The organism is Kribbella sp. NPDC023972 (genome assembly GCF_040639075.1).
Lineage (GTDB): Bacteria > Actinomycetota > Actinomycetes > Propionibacteriales > Kribbellaceae > Kribbella.
Genome location: NZ_JBEZZH010000001.1, coordinates 350650 through 366441, shown reverse-complemented (window position 1 = coordinate 366441; position 15792 = coordinate 350650). Strand labels below are relative to the sequence as shown.

Below are 15792 nucleotides of genomic sequence, written 5' to 3'. Positions count from 1 at the left end.
CGTGGCACCCGCGAGGCTGGAACTCGCGGGTGTCGCGGCGCGCGGTTCCCCTTGTCGTTGTCTGTCGTTCACCGTACGTTCATCGATGACCGGCAGATCTTTTCCGCCCACGAGGAGGCATCCGTGTCCGTCGATTCGAATCCCCTGTCCCGCCGCCAGTTCGTCGGCCGCGCCGCCGCGGCCGGAGTCGCGGTCAGCCTGGCCGGCTCGGTGGAGGCCCTGTACACCGCTCAGCCGGCCCTCGGCACCTCCGGCCCGAAGATCGGGTACGGCCCGCTGGTCGAGGACCCGAACGGCATGCTCGACCTGCCGCGCGGGTTCAGCTACAAGATCCTGTCCCGCGAGGGCACCGTCCGCCCGGACGGCCTGAAGGTGCCGAGCCGGTTCGACGGTATGGGCGCCTTCCCGGACCGGCACGGCGGCTCGCGGCTGGTCCGCAACCACGAGTGCAGCCCGACCGCCACGATCAAGGTGGTCGCGCCGCCCGAGCGCACCTACGACCCGGCCGCCGCGGGCGGCACCAGCACGCTGGTGGTCGACCGGCACAACAACACCACCAAGGAGTTCGTCAGCCTGGGCGGCTCGGCGATCAACTGCTCCGGCGGCATCACGCCGTGGCGGACCTGGCTGACCTGTGAGGAGACCGAGGACAAGGCCGGCACCCGCGGCTACACCAAGGACCACGGCTTCATCTTCGAGGTCGATCCGTACGACGACCGCCGCAACGTGAACCCGGTCCCGCTGACGGCGATGGGCCGGTTCCAGCACGAGGCGGTCGCGGTCGATCCGGCGACCGGGATCGTGTACGAGACCGAAGACGCGTTCGTCGCGCCGCTCGGCGGGTTCTACCGGTTCCTGCCGAACCGTCCGCGCGGTGGATGGGGTTCGCTGCGGGCGGGTGGGGAACTGCAGGCCATGCACATCCCGGGCCTGCCGGATCTGTCCGTGGTCCAGGAGGCGGGCGCCGAGTTCGGTGGCGTGCAGTGGGTCAAGGTGCCGGACCCGCTGGCCACCACCGAGTCGGTCCGCGCGCAGGACTACAGCAAGCCGATCACCGGCGGCTACAAGCTCGAGGGCTGCTGGTGGGGGACCCGGGACCGCTGCGTGTACTTCGTCTCGTCGTTCGCCCGGACCGAGCTCGGGCCGAAGGTCGACCACGACGGTCAGGTCTGGCGATTCGACCCGCGGAAGAAGACGCTGCGCCTCGAGGTGATCTTCACCCGGCCGAAGCCAGGGTCGGACGACCCGGAGTTCGATGCCCCGGACAACATCACGATGTCGCCGTACGGCGGTCTGATGATGTGTGAGGACGGCCTCGGCGAGCAGCACATCCTCGGCACCACCGAGGACGGCGAGGTGTTCAAGTTCGCCCGCAACCGGGTGAACAACGGGACCCCGGAGGACCCGGAGTTCGGTGAGCTGGCCGGCGCCGGCTTCTCCGCCGACGGCCGGACGATGTTCTTCAACGTCTACACCCCGGGGATCACCTACGCGATCACCGGACCCTGGCGCCGGAGGAGGTAGTCCGAGGAAGTCACAGCGCCGCGACGTACACCCAGGCGCCGTCCTCGCGGACGAAGCGGCTGCGCTCGTGCTGGTGACCGGGCCGTCCGCCGACCTGGTAGCCGGCCCGGAACTCGACCATGCCCTCGGTGTGGAACGGACTTCCGTCGGCGGTGCCGAGGATCTCGAGGCCAGTCCATTCGATGTCCCGATCCAGTTGCAGGCCGGCCGGACGGGTCGCGGACGACCAGGTGCGGAGGAGGTAGGCCGCGTCGCCGACGACGAAGGCCGAGTAGCGCGACCGCATCAGCTGTTCGGCGGTGGCCGCCTCGGCACGGCCGTCGTGGAGGCGGCCACAGCACTCGCCGTACGACGCGTCGAGCCCGCAGGGGCAGGGAGAAGAGGGTCTGGGCATAGGCAGATTGTGGCCCGGCCGGGGCGGTGGTGTCCGCCCGGGCCTGGGCCATCGCCGAACTAGCCGGCCCCGGATGTTTCTTCGTCAGAGATGCTTTCAGTGAGCGTCTAGTTACGCTCAGACGTCGCCGGGGAAAGCGACTGGGACCCCACCCCAGGCGAGCTGGGCGCTCGCTGTCGCCAGCAGGCTCTGGATCGCGAACGCGCGGACGGCCGGCTGCTCGGCCGCTTCGACCAGGTCGCCGTACACGGCCGCCAGCCGGCGCTCGATCAGCAGGACCAGAGCCGAGGCCGTCGCCGCGTTCGTGACCGCCTGCGGCAGGTCGTACGCCGCCTCGGCCGCGGCCGGTGTCTCGCCGGCCGCGACCACCAGCTCGGTCAGGCGGTCGCGATTGCGGCGGTGTAGCTCGTAGGTGTCGGTCGCCGCGCGGAACCGGGCGCCGCTGAGCTTGCCGCCCGCAACGCCCACGCCGTACATGGCCGCGTGTTCACCGGCGAGCGCCGCCTGGAGCGCCTCTACCTGGGTCATGGGGCCTCCCGGCCTGGACTGAGGAGCGCAAGGAGCGCAGCGACTGGAGTGACGAGGGAAGGCCGGGAGCCAAGGCCCCATGACCCCCGCGCCGGAGGTGCGGCATTCAACACGGTCACTCGGTCTCTGCCTTCTTCATCGGGCCTTCTTCGGGGTGAGCGTGATGGCGAGTTGAGTCTCGGCCGCGGCGATCATCGCGAGCAGGCGAGCGTGCTCGCCGGACAGCTTGCCCGCGGCCGCGGCATGCGCGACCGCCGCGGCCTTCTCGCGCTTCGCGAGGTCCGCGAGCGCGGCGGACGACGTACTCGGGAGGGCCGGGAGCTTGCCGGCCGCGGCCGCCTGCACGCCCGCGGTCTCCTTGAGCCGGGCCAGGTGGCCGGCGTGGTACTTCGCGCCGGCCGCGAGCTGGGCACGGAGGGCGGGGAATTTCTGAGTCATCGTGGTGTATCGGAGCGACAATTGAGTCACCTGAGCGGCCGCCGTACTGAGGGCCGCGACGATCACCGGGTCGGTGCTGGGCGTCTCCTCGGCCGGCTGGCCGGACTTCGGCCGGCCGGCGCCGCCCGGCGTACCGGAACCGCCCGGTTCGTCGTCGCAGCCGGACAGCACGAGCGCGCCCGAGGCGAGGGCTGCGGTCGTGAGTGCGGCGCGGCGCGACAGGCGGAGAGGTTCGTTCGGCACGGCGGAACGATACCTGGTGACGAGCCGGTGACCGGCCTGGGACGAGGCGGTGACGCGCACACCGCCACTGGCCGGATATGGTGGGCTACTGCCCTCGGTTGGATCGCCGGGTGGTGGGACGGGTGCACAACTGGAGAGAGGCAGGTCTACCTGTGAGCCGAAAGACTGACCACACGGACACCTCGAGCCTCGAGAACTTCCTGCGGCCGATCGTCGAGCAGTTCGGCTGCGACCTGGAGGCCGCCGACATCGCGCCGGCCGGCCGCCGGCGATTGCTGCGCGTGCTCGTCGACCGGGACGGCGGGATCAGCCTGGATGACGTCGCCGAGGTCACCCGGGCCATCTCCAAGGCACTCGACGCCGACGACATCATGGGCGACGGCGCCTACACGCTGGAGGTCTCCAGCCCGGGCGTCGACCGGCCGCTCACCCTGCCCCGGCACTGGCGCCGCAACGTCAGCCGGCTGGTCGCGGTCACCCTGACCGCGGGCGGGAAGGTGACCGGCCGGATCAAGTCCGCCTCCGAGGAGGCGGCCGAACTGGACGTGGACGGCACGCTGCGGACCGTGCCGTACACCGACGTGGCCAAGGCCAAGGTCCAGATCGAGTTCAACCGGGCTGCCGGCAAGGACGAAGCTGGCCCAGAATCACCTGCTGACGGCACGGTGGAGGAGAACTGACATGGACATCGACATGGCCGTCCTGCGGTCGCTGGAGCGGGAGAAGGACATCTCCCTGGACGTGGTCATCGAGGCGATCGAGCAGGCACTGCTGGTGGCGTACCACCGCACCGAGGGGGCCCAGCAGCACGCCCGGGCCGAGCTGGACCGCAAGACCGGGCACGTCACCGTGTACGCGCGCGAGTTCAACGAGGACGGCACGCTGGCCCGCGAGTACGACGACACACCCCACGACTTCGGCCGGATCGCGGCCACCACGGCCAAGCAGATCATCCTGCAACGCCTGCGCGACGCCGAGGACGAGGTCCGGTACGGCGAGTTCTCGGGTAAGGAGGGTGACATCGTCTCCGGTGTCATCCAGCAGGGCCGCGACCCGCGCTCGGTGATGGTCGACCTCGGCAAGATCGAGGCGGTGCTGCCGGCCCCGGAGCAGGTGCCGGGGGAGAAGTACGAGCACGGCTCCCGGCTGCGGGTCTACGTGGTCGGCGTCCGCAAGGGCTTCAAGGGACCGCAGATCACCGTCAGCCGGACCCACCCGAACCTGGTCAAGAAGCTGTTCGCGCTCGAGGTGCCGGAGATCGCCGACGGCACGGTCGAGATCACCGCGATCGCCCGCGAGGCCGGTCACCGGACCAAGATCGCCGTACGGACGCTGAACCCGTCGGTGAACGGCAAGGGCGCATGCATCGGGCCGATGGGCCAGCGGGTGCGCAACATCATGCACGAGCTGCACGGCGAGAAGATCGACATCATCGACCACAGCGACGACCCGGCCACCTTCGTCGGGAATGCGCTGTCGCCGGCGCAGGTTACGTCGGTCGAGGTCGTCGACGCCGCGGCCCGCGCCGCGCGGGTCGTCGTGCCCGACTACCAGCTCTCGCTCGCGATCGGCAAGGAGGGGCAGAACGCCCGCCTCGCCGCCCGCCTCACCGGCTGGCGAATCGACATCCGGCCGGATACTGATGTGACTCGTGAGGGCGAGAAGGTAGACTGATCTCTCGGTCGGTCGACTGAGTCGCAACCACACCCTGAGGATCACGTGTCAGTGACGGTGGAAGCGCGCCCTGGTAAGCCCAGGGAGCGTACCTGCATCGGGTGCCGGAAGCGGTGCAGTCCGGCTGACCTGCTGCGGATGACGGTTTCCGGAGGGCGTGTCCTCCCGGATCCCGCTCATCGGGCGCCCGGCCGCGGGGCGCATCTGCACCCGGTGGCCGAGTGTCTCGACCTCGCTGAGCGGCGCAAGGCGTTCCCGCGGGCCTTCCGGGTCCCGGGTCCGCTCGATGTGACCGCGCTGCGGGAGTACGTCGCGCAGCGTGATAAGCAAGACGCAAGTGCAGTGCAAACGGCGGCCACCCGGCCGCCCGCGACGACCGTCGCGACGACATGAAGGCGGGTCATCGACTCATGACCACTCGATGAGTGTCTACCGATGAGTGCAATGCGATGAGCACGTACGTCAACTAACGGTCCGCGCCCAGGCTCGGACCAGAGGGAGAGTAGTGGCAAAGGTCCGGGTCTACGAGCTCGCGAAGGAGCTCGGAGTTACCAGCAAGGTCGTTCTGACCAGGTTGAACGACATGGGCGAGTTCGTCCGATCGGCGTCCTCGACGATCGAGGCGCCGGTAGTCCGTAGGTTGGCGGAAGAGTTCGAGAAGAACCCGCCGAAGAAGCGCGCGGCCAAGAAGGCCGCCGCCAGCACGTCTGCCGCGCCGCAGGCGACCGCACCGGTCGCGCCTGCCGAGCCGGCGAGGAAGGCCGCGCCCGCGGCCCCGGCCGAGCGCCCCGCGCCGGCCGCTGAGGCGGCACCGGCTCCGGTGGCCGCCGAACCGACCGTCACAGAGAAGGCAGCGCCGGCACCGGCCAAGGCGGCGTCCAGCGCGCCGTCCCCGGTCAAGCCGGGTCCGCGTCCGGGTCCCAAGCCCGGTCCGCGGCAGGAGACCGCGCCGGCTGCGCCGGCCGAGGCTCCCGCGGCGACTCCGTCGTTCGAGGCTCCGGCCGCCAAGGCCACGCCCGAGGCTCCGGCGCCGAGCCGGACGCCGGCTCAGCCGGCCACCCCGGCCCAGCAGCGGCCCGCCGCCGAGGCTCCGGCCCGGCCGGCGCCGCGTCCGGGTGGACAGGGTTCCGGGCCGCGTCCCGGCGCGCCGGGTGCGACCCCGCGTCCGGGTGGTGCGCCGCGTCCCGGTGGCGCCCCGCGTCCCGGCGGCGGCCCGCGCCCCGGCGGTCAAGGTGGTCAGGGCGGTGGCGACCGTTCGCGTCCGGGTGCGCCGCGTCCGGGCAACAACCCGTTCAGCTCGACCCAGGGCATGCAGCGCGGTGGCGCCCGTCCGGGTCCGGGCGGTCAGGGTGGACCCGGCCAGGGTGCGAGCCCGGCCGGGATGCCGCCGCGGCCGCCGCAGGCCCGCAGTGGTGGCGGTAGCGACCGTCCGCGTCCGTCGGGTGTGCCCGGTGCGCCGCGGCCCAACCCGGCGATGATGCCGAAGTCCTCGGCCGGTACGTTCACCGGCCGTCCGTCCGGTCCGGGCGGCGGCGGGGGTGGCGGCGGCGGTGGCCGTGGCCGTCCCGGCGGCGGTTCGGGTGGACCTGGCGCCGGCGCGCGTCCGGGTGGCGGTGGCGGCGGTGGCGGCTTCCGTCCGGGTGGCGGTGGCGGCCCGAGCGGCCCGCCCGGTGGCGGCGGTGGCCGTCCGGGTCCGGGCAACCGCGGTCGTGGCGGCACCCAGGGTGCCTTCGGGCGTCCGGGCGGTCCGGCCCGTCGTGGCCGCAAGTCGAAGCGGGCCAAGCGCCAGGAGTTCGACAACATGCAGGCGCCGGCGGTCGGCGGCGTCCGGGTCAAGCACGGTGACGGCGAGGTCGTGAAGCTCGCCCGTGGCGCGTCGCTGACGGACTTCGCCGAGAAGGTCGGCGTCGACCCGGCGTCGCTGGTGCAGGTGCTGTTCCACCTCGGCGAGATGGTGACCGCGACCCAGTCGGTCAACGAGGAGACGCTGCAGCTGCTCGGCACCGAGCTGAACTACGACGTCCAGATCGTGTCTCCGGAGGACGAGGACCGCGAGCTGCTCCAGTCGTTCGACATCGACTTCGGCTCCGACGAGGGCGACGAGGGCGACCTGGTCAAGCGGCCGCCGGTGGTGACCGTGATGGGTCACGTCGACCACGGTAAGACGAAGCTGCTGGATGCGGTCCGCGAGGCGAACGTGGTCGCCAAGGAGGCCGGTGGCATCACCCAGCACATCGGTGCGTACCAGGTGACCACCGAGGTCGACGGCGAGCAGCGGGCCATCACCTTCGTCGACACCCCGGGTCACGAGGCGTTCACCGCCATGCGTGCCCGTGGTGCGCAGGCCACCGACATCGTCATCCTGGTGGTCGCGGCCGACGACGGCGTGATGCCGCAGACGATCGAGGCACTGAACCACGCCCGGGCGGCGAACGTCCCGATCGTGGTCGCGGTGAACAAGATCGACGTCCCGAGTGCGGACCCGGCCAAGGTGCGCGGTCAGCTGACCGAGTACGGCCTGGTCCCCGAGGAGTACGGCGGCGACACCATGTTCGTCGACGTGTCGGCGAAGTCCCGGATCAACATCGACGGGCTGCTCGAAAGCGTCGTACTGACCGCGGACGCGGCACTCGACCTGCGGGCCAACCCGAACATGCCGGCCCAGGGCATCGCGATCGAGGCGAACCTGGACAAGGGTCGTGGTCCGGTGGCGACCGTGCTGGTGCAGCGCGGCACGCTGCGGGTCGGCGACTCGATGGTGGCCGGTCCGGCGTACGGCCGGGTCCGGGCCATGCTCGACGAGCACGGTGACCCGGTCGAGGAGGCGACTCCGTCGCGTCCGGTGCTGGTCCTCGGTCTGACCGCCGTACCAGGTGCGGGTGACAAGTTCCTGGTGGTCGACGACGACCGGATGGCGCGGCAGATCGCCGAGAAGCGGGAAGCCCGCGCTCGTGCGGCGGCCAACGCCAAGCGGCGCGCGCGCCGGACCCTCGAGGACTTCATGGCCTCGATGGAGAAGGGCGAGACGCAGGAGCTGCTGCTCATCCTCAAGGGCGACGTGTCCGGTTCGGTCGAGGCGCTGGAGGACGCGCTGGTCCGGATCGAGGTCGGCGACGAGGTCAACCTGCGCGTCATCGACCGCGGTGTCGGTGCGATCAACGAGAACGACGTCAACCTGGCCATCGCGTCGAACGCCGTCATCATCGGCTTCAACGTGCGGCCGGCGGGCAAGGCCGGTGACCTGGCCGAGCGCGAGGGCGTGGATGTCCGGTACTACTCGGTCATCTACTCGGCGATCGACGACATCGAGGCCGCCCTGAAGGGCATGCTCAAGCCGATCTACGAGGAGGTCACCCTGGGCCAGGCGGAGATCCGGGAGATCTTCCGCTCCTCGAAGGTGGGCAACATCGCCGGTTGCTGGGTGACCAGTGGCGTCATCCGCCGCAACGCCAAGGTCCGGTTGATCCGGGACGGCGCGGTGGTGGTCGACAACACCGAGCTGTCGTCGCTGAAGAGGTTCAAGGACGACGCGTCCGAGGTCCGCGAGGGCTTCGAGTGTGGTCTGACCGTCAACGGCTACAACGACATCAAGATCGGCGACGTGGTCGAGGCGTTCGAGCTTCGCGAGAAGCCGCGCAACTGACAGCAGTCGGTGCCCGGGTCCTCCGGGCACCGGAGTAACGTCCGGGGAGGCGATCGTTCTCTCCGGACGTTACTCATGATTGAGGGAGTGAGCCCTGATGGGTGAAGCAAGGGCGAAGCAGCTGGCCGACCGGATCCAGGTACTCGTGGCCGAACTGCTCGAGCGCCGGGTGAAAGACCCCCGGCTCGGCTTCGTCACCGTGACCGACGCCCGGCTGACCGGCGACCTGCGCGAGGCCAGCGTCTTCTACACGGTGTACGGCGACGAGCAGGCGCGCGCCTCGACCGCGGCGGCGCTGGAGTCGGCGCGCGGGCTGATCCGCAGTGAAGTCGGTAAGGCCCTCGGGCTGCGGCACTCCCCGAGCGTCGCGTTCTTCCTGGACGCCGTCCCGGAGACTGCCGGGCACATCGAGGAGTTGCTGGCGCAGGCCCGGCAGGCCGACGCCGAGGTGGCCAAGGCCGCCGCGCGCGCCAAGCCGGCCGGCGAGGCCGACCCCTACAAGCACCGCGAGGACGATGACAGCGACGACGAATGAGGCCGGCGCCGGTGCCTCCGCTGTTGCCGATGGCATCGTCATCGTCGACAAGCCGGCGGGCCTGACCTCGCACACGGTGGTGGCCCGGATCCGCCGGCTGGCCGGCACCCGCAAGGTCGGTCACGCCGGCACGCTGGACCCGATGGCCACCGGCGTCCTGGTGGTCGGCCTGAACCGCGCCACCCGGCTGCTCGGCCACCTCCAGCTGGCCGACAAGTCGTACGACGCCACCGTCCTGCTCGGGGCGACCACGACGACCGACGACGCGGAGGGAGAGGTCCTGACGACCGCGCCGGTCGACGGCGTGACGGCCGAGGCGATCGAGGCTGCTGTGGCGGGGTTCCGCGGCGAGATCTCGCAGGTCCCGTCGAAGGTGTCCGCGATCAAGGTCGACGGGCGGCGGGCGTACGAACGCGTGCGGGCCGGTGAGGAGGTCGCACTCAAGCCCCGGAGCGTGACGGTGTCCCGGTACGACGTGCTCGACGTACGCCCGGGGCCGTCCGGCCTGGAGGTCGACATCTCGGTCGACTGCTCCAGCGGGACCTACATCCGTGCTCTCGCCCGTGACCTCGGCGCCGAGCTCGGCGTCGGCGGTCACCTCACCGCACTTCGCCGTACCCGGGTCGGTGCTTTCGACCTCTCGGTCGCGCATACGCTCGAGTCGCTGGCCGATTCGTTCGAGTGGCTGCCGATTGCCGACGTCGCGGCGGGGACCTTTCCCCGGTACGACGCCGACGCCGAGCAGGCGGCCGCGATCCGCACCGGCCGCCCGCTGCCGGGGCTGAAGCTGCCGGCTGGCCAGACCGCGATGTTCGACCCGACCGGCACGTTCCTGGCCCTGTATGAACCCCACGGACCGGTTGCCAAACCCACGGCTGTCTTCGTCGGCTAGGCAGGTCCGCCTGGCGGCCCCAGACAGCTGGCTGGCCGATCGGGGCGATTCGGCGACGCTCGTGGGGGGAGAGTCGCGGCCCGGCGCATTCGGCGGGCTGTCCGGGTAGTGGGGTATGTGCCGCCAGGTGGACTCCTTCAGCGTAGGCCGATTCGGACCGGGCCGTGCCGGAATTTTTCGGAAGTGAACCGCTGAGCGGACGCTTCCGGGCGCCTTCCACCGATTGCTTGGGGCTGGTGTGCCGAAACTGTCCGTGCTCGGCTCTACGCTCTGGGAACATGAGATACGGCTTCGTGATGGCGTATGGGGATGCCCGGGCTGCGGCTGAGTTGGCGCAGTTGGCCGAGGAGCATGGCTGGGACGGATTCTTCGTCTGGGAGTCGATCTGGGGGATCGACGCGTGGGCGATGCTGGCCGCCGCGGCGATGACGACCGAGCGGATCCGGCTGGGCACGATGCTGACGCCGTTGCCGCGGCGAAAACCATGGGACGTGGCCGGGCAGACCTCGACCGTGGACAACCTGAGCAACGGGCGGGTGACTCTAGCGGTCGGGCTCGGTGTCGCCGGCCAGGATCGGTTCTGGTTGTTCGAGGACGATCCGGGCCGCAAGGTCCGCGCGGAGCTGATGGACGAGTCACTGGAGATGCTGCAGCACCTGTGGCGCGACCAGCCGTTCGAGTACGCCGGAAAGCATTACCGGTCGCGGAAGATCGCCGACCTGGTGCCGCCCGCGCCGCCGCCACCGGTTCAGCAGCCGCGGATCCCGACCTGGGTGGTGGGTGCCTGGCCGCGGCCCAAGTCGATGCGCCGGGCGGCCCTGCAGGACGGCTGGCTGCCGAACCACGCGCCGATCGTCCAGCCGGGTGCGGAGCCAGGGGAGTGGTCACCCGAGTTGCTCGCCGAGGGTGTCGCCTGGATCCGCGCCGAGCGCGCCGCCCACGGCCTGACGATGGACGGGTACGACGTGGTGGCCGAAGGCAACACCTCCGCGGACGACCCCAAAGCCGCCGAGACCGTCCGCCCCTGGGCCGAAGCCGGCGCCACCTGGTGGATCGACGCCGACTGGTCCTCCCTGGATCCCGCCGAGGTCCGCACCGCCGCCGAACGCCGCCTCAAAGCAGGCCCACCCCGAGTCAGCTGAGCCCGCCGCGCAGCAGCCCGATCTGTCCAGCGTGGGCAAAGGAATCATGCAACTGCCCAGCCAGGCGGTCCGCGACGGTGTGGGTGTTGCCGAGCGTGGGGCTCACGACGAGCCGCGCGAGGTCGTCATCAGCCGCGGCCGCCAGGTATGCCTCAGCGAGCCCATGGGTGGCGTCGTGGTACGCGACCCGAGTCGCTGGTCCAGCTCCTCGGCGGTCGCTCCCTCGATCGACGTACGCACGTCGTCGCGCACCCTGCGGAACATCCGCAGCGTCAATCCGTGCCAACCCGTGTCCACCGCAAATCCCTCCAGCTCCATCCAGGATGGGAGACGCTAGCCGTCCGGCCGTCCGGCCGTGCGGCCGTCCGGCCGTGCGGCCGCATCCTGGTTATCGCCGGTGGATTGTGCCGGCGGCGCCGTCCAGGGTCAGCTGTTGGCCGTCGTGGAGCGTGGTCATGGCGCCGGGGACGCCGAGGACGGCGGGGATGCGGTGTTCGCGAGCCACGATTGCGGCGTGGGAGAGGCGACCGCCTGTTTCGGTGACGACTCCGGCCACGACGCCGAACAGCGGAGTCCAGGCCGGGTCGGTGAAGCGGCAGACGAGGATGTCGCCGCGACGTACCCTGCGAAAGTCCTCCGGCCCGTGCACGACCCGAGCCGTCCCCGACACACGCCCAGAACTGCCGCCGGTCCCATGGAGGTCGCCGCCTGCTGCACTGCGTCCGGCGGGGGTTTGAGAGATGGGGGCTGTGATCGGGCGGGCCTGGAGTAGCCAGATCTCGTTGTTCTTGAGGGCGAACTCGATGTCTTGCGGTGCGCCCAGGTGCTCGGCGACGTCCTGGCCGAGCTGGGCCAGGCGGACGAGCTGCTGGTCGTCGAGGCACAGTCGGCCGGCGGCCTCGGGTGGCACCTGGGTGGTGATGGTCCCGTTCTCGCCGCGATCGATGCGTGTCTGCTTGTCTCCCATGCGCCGATCGACCACACCGGCTGCGGTGACTGTGTAGGCGTCCGGCGTCACCACGCCCCGGACGACGCTCTCTCCAAGACCCCACGACGCTTCGATCACCGTCGTACTCCCGGTGAAGAGCACCCCTGCGACCTCGGCGTCGATCTGTCGCTGGACGACGACGCCCATCTCAGCCTCACCAGCCCCGCGATACGCGACCGCCCGGTCCGACCACAAAGACGCCCAGGTGGCCACAAGACGCTGGGCAACTGCGGCCTGTCCACGCACGCCCAGGAAGGAGTCGTGCTGCCCTGCGGCCGATGCGACCGCACCGTCTTCGCTCGACCCGGACGACCGTACGGCGACCGCGTCGTCGCCGAGCCGCCGCAGCGCATCCGTCAGCTCGGCGATGAGCTCTGACGGAAAAGCAGCGGCCTCGATCAGCCGCCGTACGTCCTCCGGCCCGCGCTCGGCCAGTACGGCGGGCAGGCTCAAGCCGCTCGTCACCGCCCGATACACGCCGGCCGGTACGACGAAACCGGGTGGGACCGGGAAGCCCGCCCGGGCGAGCGCTCCGAGGACGGCGGCCTTCCCACCCGCCTCCAAAGGGGTGGCCGCGTCCAGGCTGACGATCACCAGACGATCCTTTCAACAAAACATTGACAACATTCTGTTGAATGATCCAGGATCCTGGGGTGCGAGGCAACCACGACTGGCCCGATGCGGCCGACGACCAGGTGCAGGCCCGGCGCGAACACGAGGCCCGCCGACTCCTGCTCGACCGTGGAGCCGACCAGCTGACGCGGCGCCCCTGGCAGCAGGACCCGGTGCCGCCGTCCGCGATCGACCTCCTCCACTTCGTTGTCTGGAAGTCCAGTGCGCCGGCCGACGAAACGGAGCAAGCCGGGCGGGAGCTGGCGGTGGCCGGTCTGCGATTGCTGGCGGCCGCACGGGCCGAGCTCGATCAACTCGAGACAGGCCTGATGTTCACGGCGCGCGGCCTCGGTCTGACCTGGGCCGAGATGGCACGAGCACTCGGCCTCAACTCGCCTCAGGCGTGTCAGCAACGACTGGACCGGCTGACCGCACGCACGACCCACTCAGCAGAGGACTCGAAGACATGACCCACGCCTCGACCGCAGACCTCCTGGTCCTGCACGCCGTACGGCTGCTGGGCGTCGCAGACGACGACGCGGTCGCTCGGCGCTTCGCCCTCGACCCCGCGGTCGCGAAGGAGTTGCTGCTCGACGATCAGGCCTTCGGGTGGATCACCTGGAACGAGTTCGCCGGCATCGGTGGCTGGTCGCTGACGGCGCGCGGACGGGAGGAGAACGAGCGCCGCCTCGCGGCAGAGCTCGAACTGGTTGAGGGCGCCCACGCGGTCCGCGAGGTCTATCGAGCCTTCCTCCCACTCAACGAGCGGCTGCAGATCGCCTGCACCCAATGGCAGTTGAGACCCACGGACGCCGACCCGCACGCCTTCAACGACCACTCCGATCCGGCCTGGGACCGCCGCGTCGTCGCCGAACTGTCCGCACTCGCCGATCACTTGGGCCCACTGTCGGAGGACCTCGCCGCGGTCCTCGACCGCTTCCGGGGCTACCGGCCCCGCTTCACCGCCGCCCTCGACCACGTCCTGGCCGGCGACCACGCCTGGGTCGACCGAACCGACGTCGACTCCTGCCACAGGGTCTGGTTCGAACTCCACGAGGACCTGATCGCCACCCTCGGACTTCCCCGCGGCGTCGAGCCTGCGTGACGGGACCGCGTCGACAGTCCGCACAACCGTGTCCTGGTTACCCTGGAGGGGTGCGTTCGCGTCCGACACTGCAATGGGTTCCCGGCCCTGACGTGTTGGCGCTCGAGCCCGGTACGACGGACGTCGCGCCGGTCGCGGACGTGGTGTCCGCCGGGGATGTCGTCGTACTCACCGGCGCTGGCATCTCCACCGAGTCAGGGATCCCGGACTACCGCGGCGAGACCGGCAGCCTCCGGACGCACACGCCGATGACGTACGGCGACTTCGTCGCGAGCGAGTCCGGCCGGCAACGGTACTGGGCGCGCAGCCACCTCGGCTGGCGCACGATCGCCCGGGCGCTGCCGAACGACGGCCATCGAGCGGTCGCGGCCCTCCAGGCCCGTGGCTACCTCAGCGGCGTCATCACCCAGAACGTCGACGGCCTGCATCAGGCCGCCGGCGCACGCGACGTGATCGAGTTGCACGGCAACCTCGACCGCGTCATCTGTCTCCAGTGCGGTACGACGTCCGCCCGCGAGGCTCTCGACCGTCGCCTCCGGGCCGCGAACCCCGATTTCGAGGCCGAGGTGACGCGGATCAATCCCGATGGTGACGCCGAGCTGCCCGCGGCGGCGGTCCGCGAGTTCCGCCTCGTCGACTGCACCAACTGCGGGGGAGTGCTCAAACCCGACGTGGTGTTCTTCGGCGAGAACGTGCCGAAACCACGCGTCGAACGGTGCTACCGCCTGATCGACGAAGCGGCCGCGATGCTCGTCCTCGGCTCGTCCCTGACCGTGATGTCCGGCTTCCGGTTCGTCCGCCACGCCGCCAAGGCCGGCAAACCGGTCCTGATCGTCAACCAGGGCGTCACCCGCGGCGACCCGTACGCCGCCCACCGCGTCAACCTCCCCCTGGGCCAGGCCCTCAGCGAGCTCACCGAGTTGCTGTAGAACACCGCCGGGCCGGGCCACGCGTGAGGTGGCTCGGCCCGGGGTCCGCTCTACGGATTGGAAAGGGTCAGCGTTGCGCGCTGGTCCGTAGACGGTTCAGGGAGGCCTGGAGGGCCTGAGGTGAGGCAGCCGCTTGCCGGGACAGCTCGCGTCCCCGGGCTGCCCAGGCGGCCTGTTCGGCCGCGGTCACGACGACCGGCTCACCGGTCAAGGTCTTGTAGGTCAGCGATGCGACACCGGCCTGCCCTTCGTAGCGCGGGTGGTAGTTCAGCGCCCGCAGCAGGTTGATGTCCTTGCCCTGGATCCATGCCTGCCCGTCCGGCGCACAGGCGTCGTGCCCGGTCGACGGCTCGAAAGTGTCGACGTACGTCGCCCCGGTAGCGGCCGCCGCGGTGGCGATCGCGGCGTTCAGCGCCTGCTCGATCGAGTACAGATAGGCGTAGTCGCCGTCCGCGAACGGCAGGATCGCCGGACAGGTGCCGTGTTCCGGTGCGATCTTCGGATAGCCGATCAGCGCGATCGTTGCCTTCGGCGACCTTTCTTTGATGCCTTTGACAACGGTCGTGATGCGGGCCTGGGTCTGGACGATGCGCGCCTTCAGCGAGTCCACGCCGTTGACGGTGAAGTGCGCCTTGCACGGCGCCCCGGCCGGATCGGAGGCCCGCAACGCCGGGCAGGTGTCGATGATGTCGCCGAAGACCCCGAAGTCGTTGCCGCCGATCCCGAGCGTGACCAGATCCGTGTCCGGCCGCAGTGCGTTGAACTGCGGCGCGGACGTACCGACGAGCGTGCTCTGCGGCTGCGTCATGTTCGTGGTGTCGGCACCACCGCAGCTCACGTCGGTGAACTGGTAGGTCCGCAGCATCGTGGCCAGCATCTTCGGGTAGTTGCTCGTCGACCGCACACACCCCAGCGACAGCAGCTCCGGCAGCGGAACCAGCGGTGCCGAGGTGTAGGAGTCGCCGAGCGCCACGTAGTGCTTGAACATCGGCGGTTCGTACGACGATCCGGTCGGTGCGGCTGCCATCGCCGTACCGGGAAAGAGCGACAATGCCACGACGGTGGCGGCGGCGATTCGACGAAGCTTCACCTGTGACCTCCCCTGAACGTGGTGCCGACACACCCTAAGTTGAGTGACACTCCGA

The 15792-nt window shown here is 70.5% G+C and carries 17 protein-coding genes; 11 read left to right on the top strand and 6 right to left on the bottom strand.

Annotated features, from left to right (window positions below; genetic code table 11):
* Positions 1 to 123 precede the first annotated feature (123 nt).
* On the top strand, positions 124 to 1524 hold the full coding sequence (locus AB0F43_RS01640; RefSeq protein WP_360469116.1) for an alkaline phosphatase PhoX: 1401 nt from the start codon (positions 124 to 126) through the stop codon (positions 1522 to 1524).
* 10 nt (positions 1525 to 1534) lie between these two features.
* Here the strand turns inward: AB0F43_RS01640 and AB0F43_RS01635 are convergent, their stop codons facing one another.
* The 3 genes from AB0F43_RS01635 to AB0F43_RS01625 form a co-directional block, all read right to left on the bottom strand.
* Positions 1535 to 1918: a YchJ family metal-binding protein gene (locus AB0F43_RS01635; RefSeq protein WP_360469113.1), complete on the bottom strand. Its 384-nt coding sequence runs from the start codon at positions 1916 to 1918 to the stop codon at positions 1535 to 1537.
* A 117-nt stretch (positions 1919 to 2035) separates the two neighbouring features.
* On the bottom strand, positions 2036 to 2446 hold the full coding sequence (locus AB0F43_RS01630) for a ferritin-like domain-containing protein (protein WP_360469111.1): 411 nt from the start codon (positions 2444 to 2446) through the stop codon (positions 2036 to 2038).
* Between the two features lie 135 nt (positions 2447 to 2581).
* A complete protein-coding gene (locus tag AB0F43_RS01625; RefSeq protein WP_360469108.1) occupies positions 2582 to 3127 on the bottom strand; it encodes a cell division protein FtsK in 546 nt (181 codons plus the stop codon).
* A gap of 152 nt (positions 3128 to 3279) precedes the next feature.
* Between AB0F43_RS01625 and rimP the strand changes: the two genes are divergently transcribed.
* The 7 genes from rimP to AB0F43_RS01590 all read left to right on the top strand — a co-directional run bounded on the left by rimP (position 3280) and on the right by AB0F43_RS01590 (position 11013).
* Positions 3280 to 3807 carry a ribosome maturation factor RimP gene (rimP, locus tag AB0F43_RS01620; protein ID WP_360469105.1) on the top strand — a complete coding sequence of 176 codons (528 nt, stop codon included), beginning with the start codon at positions 3280 to 3282 and terminating at the stop codon, positions 3805 to 3807.
* Position 3808: 1 nt separating this feature from the next.
* Entirely contained in the window at positions 3809 to 4801 is a 993-nt protein-coding gene (gene nusA / locus AB0F43_RS01615; RefSeq protein ID WP_360469103.1) for a transcription termination factor NusA, read from the top strand.
* Positions 4802 to 4846: 45 nt separating this feature from the next.
* Positions 4847 to 5194 (top strand): YlxR family protein, encoded by a 348-nt coding sequence (locus AB0F43_RS01610; RefSeq protein WP_360469100.1) that lies wholly within the window; start codon positions 4847 to 4849, stop codon positions 5192 to 5194.
* Positions 5195 to 5306: 112 nt separating this feature from the next.
* Positions 5307 to 8444, top strand: a complete 3138-nt coding sequence (gene infB / locus AB0F43_RS01605) for a translation initiation factor IF-2 (protein WP_360469098.1) — start codon at positions 5307 to 5309, stop codon at positions 8442 to 8444.
* A gap of 97 nt (positions 8445 to 8541) precedes the next feature.
* Positions 8542 to 8979 carry a 30S ribosome-binding factor RbfA gene (gene rbfA, locus AB0F43_RS01600; protein WP_360469095.1) on the top strand — a complete coding sequence of 146 codons (438 nt, stop codon included), beginning with the start codon at positions 8542 to 8544 and terminating at the stop codon, positions 8977 to 8979.
* The gene (truB, locus tag AB0F43_RS01595; RefSeq protein WP_360469093.1) at positions 8960 to 9871 is read left to right on the top strand and encodes a tRNA pseudouridine(55) synthase TruB; all 912 of its coding nucleotides are present in this window, start codon (positions 8960 to 8962) and stop codon (positions 9869 to 9871) included. The genes rbfA and truB overlap by 20 nt, the downstream gene beginning before the upstream one ends.
* A 278-nt stretch (positions 9872 to 10149) precedes the next feature.
* Entirely contained in the window at positions 10150 to 11013 is an 864-nt protein-coding gene (locus AB0F43_RS01590) for an LLM class flavin-dependent oxidoreductase (protein WP_360469090.1), read from the top strand.
* A 102-nt stretch (positions 11014 to 11115) separates the two neighbouring features.
* On the opposite strand, the gene AB0F43_RS01585 is transcribed toward AB0F43_RS01590, so the two are convergent.
* A complete protein-coding gene (locus AB0F43_RS01585; protein ID WP_360469089.1) occupies positions 11116 to 11310 on the bottom strand; it encodes a hypothetical protein in 195 nt (64 codons plus the stop codon).
* Between the two features lie 91 nt (positions 11311 to 11401).
* Positions 11402 to 12595, bottom strand: coding sequence for a PEP/pyruvate-binding domain-containing protein (locus AB0F43_RS01580; protein WP_360469088.1), 1194 nt, complete (start codon positions 12593 to 12595; stop codon positions 11402 to 11404).
* 41 nt (positions 12596 to 12636) lie between these two features.
* Between AB0F43_RS01580 and AB0F43_RS01575 the strand changes: the two genes are divergently transcribed.
* The 3 genes from AB0F43_RS01575 to AB0F43_RS01565 are packed head-to-tail and all read left to right on the top strand — an operon-like array spanning position 12637 to position 14647.
* Positions 12637 to 13083, top strand: coding sequence for a hypothetical protein (locus AB0F43_RS01575; protein WP_360469085.1), 447 nt, complete (start codon positions 12637 to 12639; stop codon positions 13081 to 13083).
* Positions 13080 to 13718: a transcriptional regulator gene (locus AB0F43_RS01570; RefSeq protein WP_360469083.1), complete on the top strand. Its 639-nt coding sequence runs from the start codon at positions 13080 to 13082 to the stop codon at positions 13716 to 13718. Before AB0F43_RS01575 ends, AB0F43_RS01570 begins: the two co-directional genes overlap by 4 nt.
* Positions 13719 to 13768: 50 nt before the next feature.
* Positions 13769 to 14647, top strand: a complete 879-nt coding sequence (locus AB0F43_RS01565) for an NAD-dependent protein deacetylase (protein ID WP_360469081.1) — start codon at positions 13769 to 13771, stop codon at positions 14645 to 14647.
* 67 nt (positions 14648 to 14714) lie between these two features.
* Here AB0F43_RS01565 and AB0F43_RS01560 read toward each other — a convergent pair whose 3' ends face one another.
* Positions 14715 to 15737 carry an SGNH/GDSL hydrolase family protein gene (locus tag AB0F43_RS01560; protein WP_360469079.1) on the bottom strand — a complete coding sequence of 341 codons (1023 nt, stop codon included), beginning with the start codon at positions 15735 to 15737 and terminating at the stop codon, positions 14715 to 14717.
* Positions 15738 to 15792: the final 55 nt, after the last annotated feature.

Bases quoted from the DNA above. Each gene is read 5' to 3' on its own strand.
- AB0F43_RS01635 (WP_360469113.1), bottom strand. From the start codon at position 1,918: ATGCCCAGACCCTCTTCTCCCTGCCCCTGCGGGCTCGACGCGTCGTAC.
- AB0F43_RS01630 (WP_360469111.1), bottom strand. From the start codon at position 2,446: ATGACCCAGGTAGAGGCGCTCCAGGCGGCGCTCGCCGGTGAACACGCG.
- nusA (WP_360469103.1), top strand. From the start codon at position 3,809: ATGGACATCGACATGGCCGTCCTGCGGTCGCTGGAGCGGGAGAAGGAC.
- rbfA (WP_360469095.1), top strand. From the start codon at position 8,542: ATGGGTGAAGCAAGGGCGAAGCAGCTGGCCGACCGGATCCAGGTACTC.
- truB (WP_360469093.1), top strand. From the start codon at position 8,960: ATGACAGCGACGACGAATGAGGCCGGCGCCGGTGCCTCCGCTGTTGCC.
- AB0F43_RS01590 (WP_360469090.1), top strand. From the start codon at position 10,150: ATGAGATACGGCTTCGTGATGGCGTATGGGGATGCCCGGGCTGCGGCT.
- AB0F43_RS01575 (WP_360469085.1), top strand. From the start codon at position 12,637: ATGATCCAGGATCCTGGGGTGCGAGGCAACCACGACTGGCCCGATGCG.
- AB0F43_RS01570 (WP_360469083.1), top strand. From the start codon at position 13,080: ATGACCCACGCCTCGACCGCAGACCTCCTGGTCCTGCACGCCGTACGG.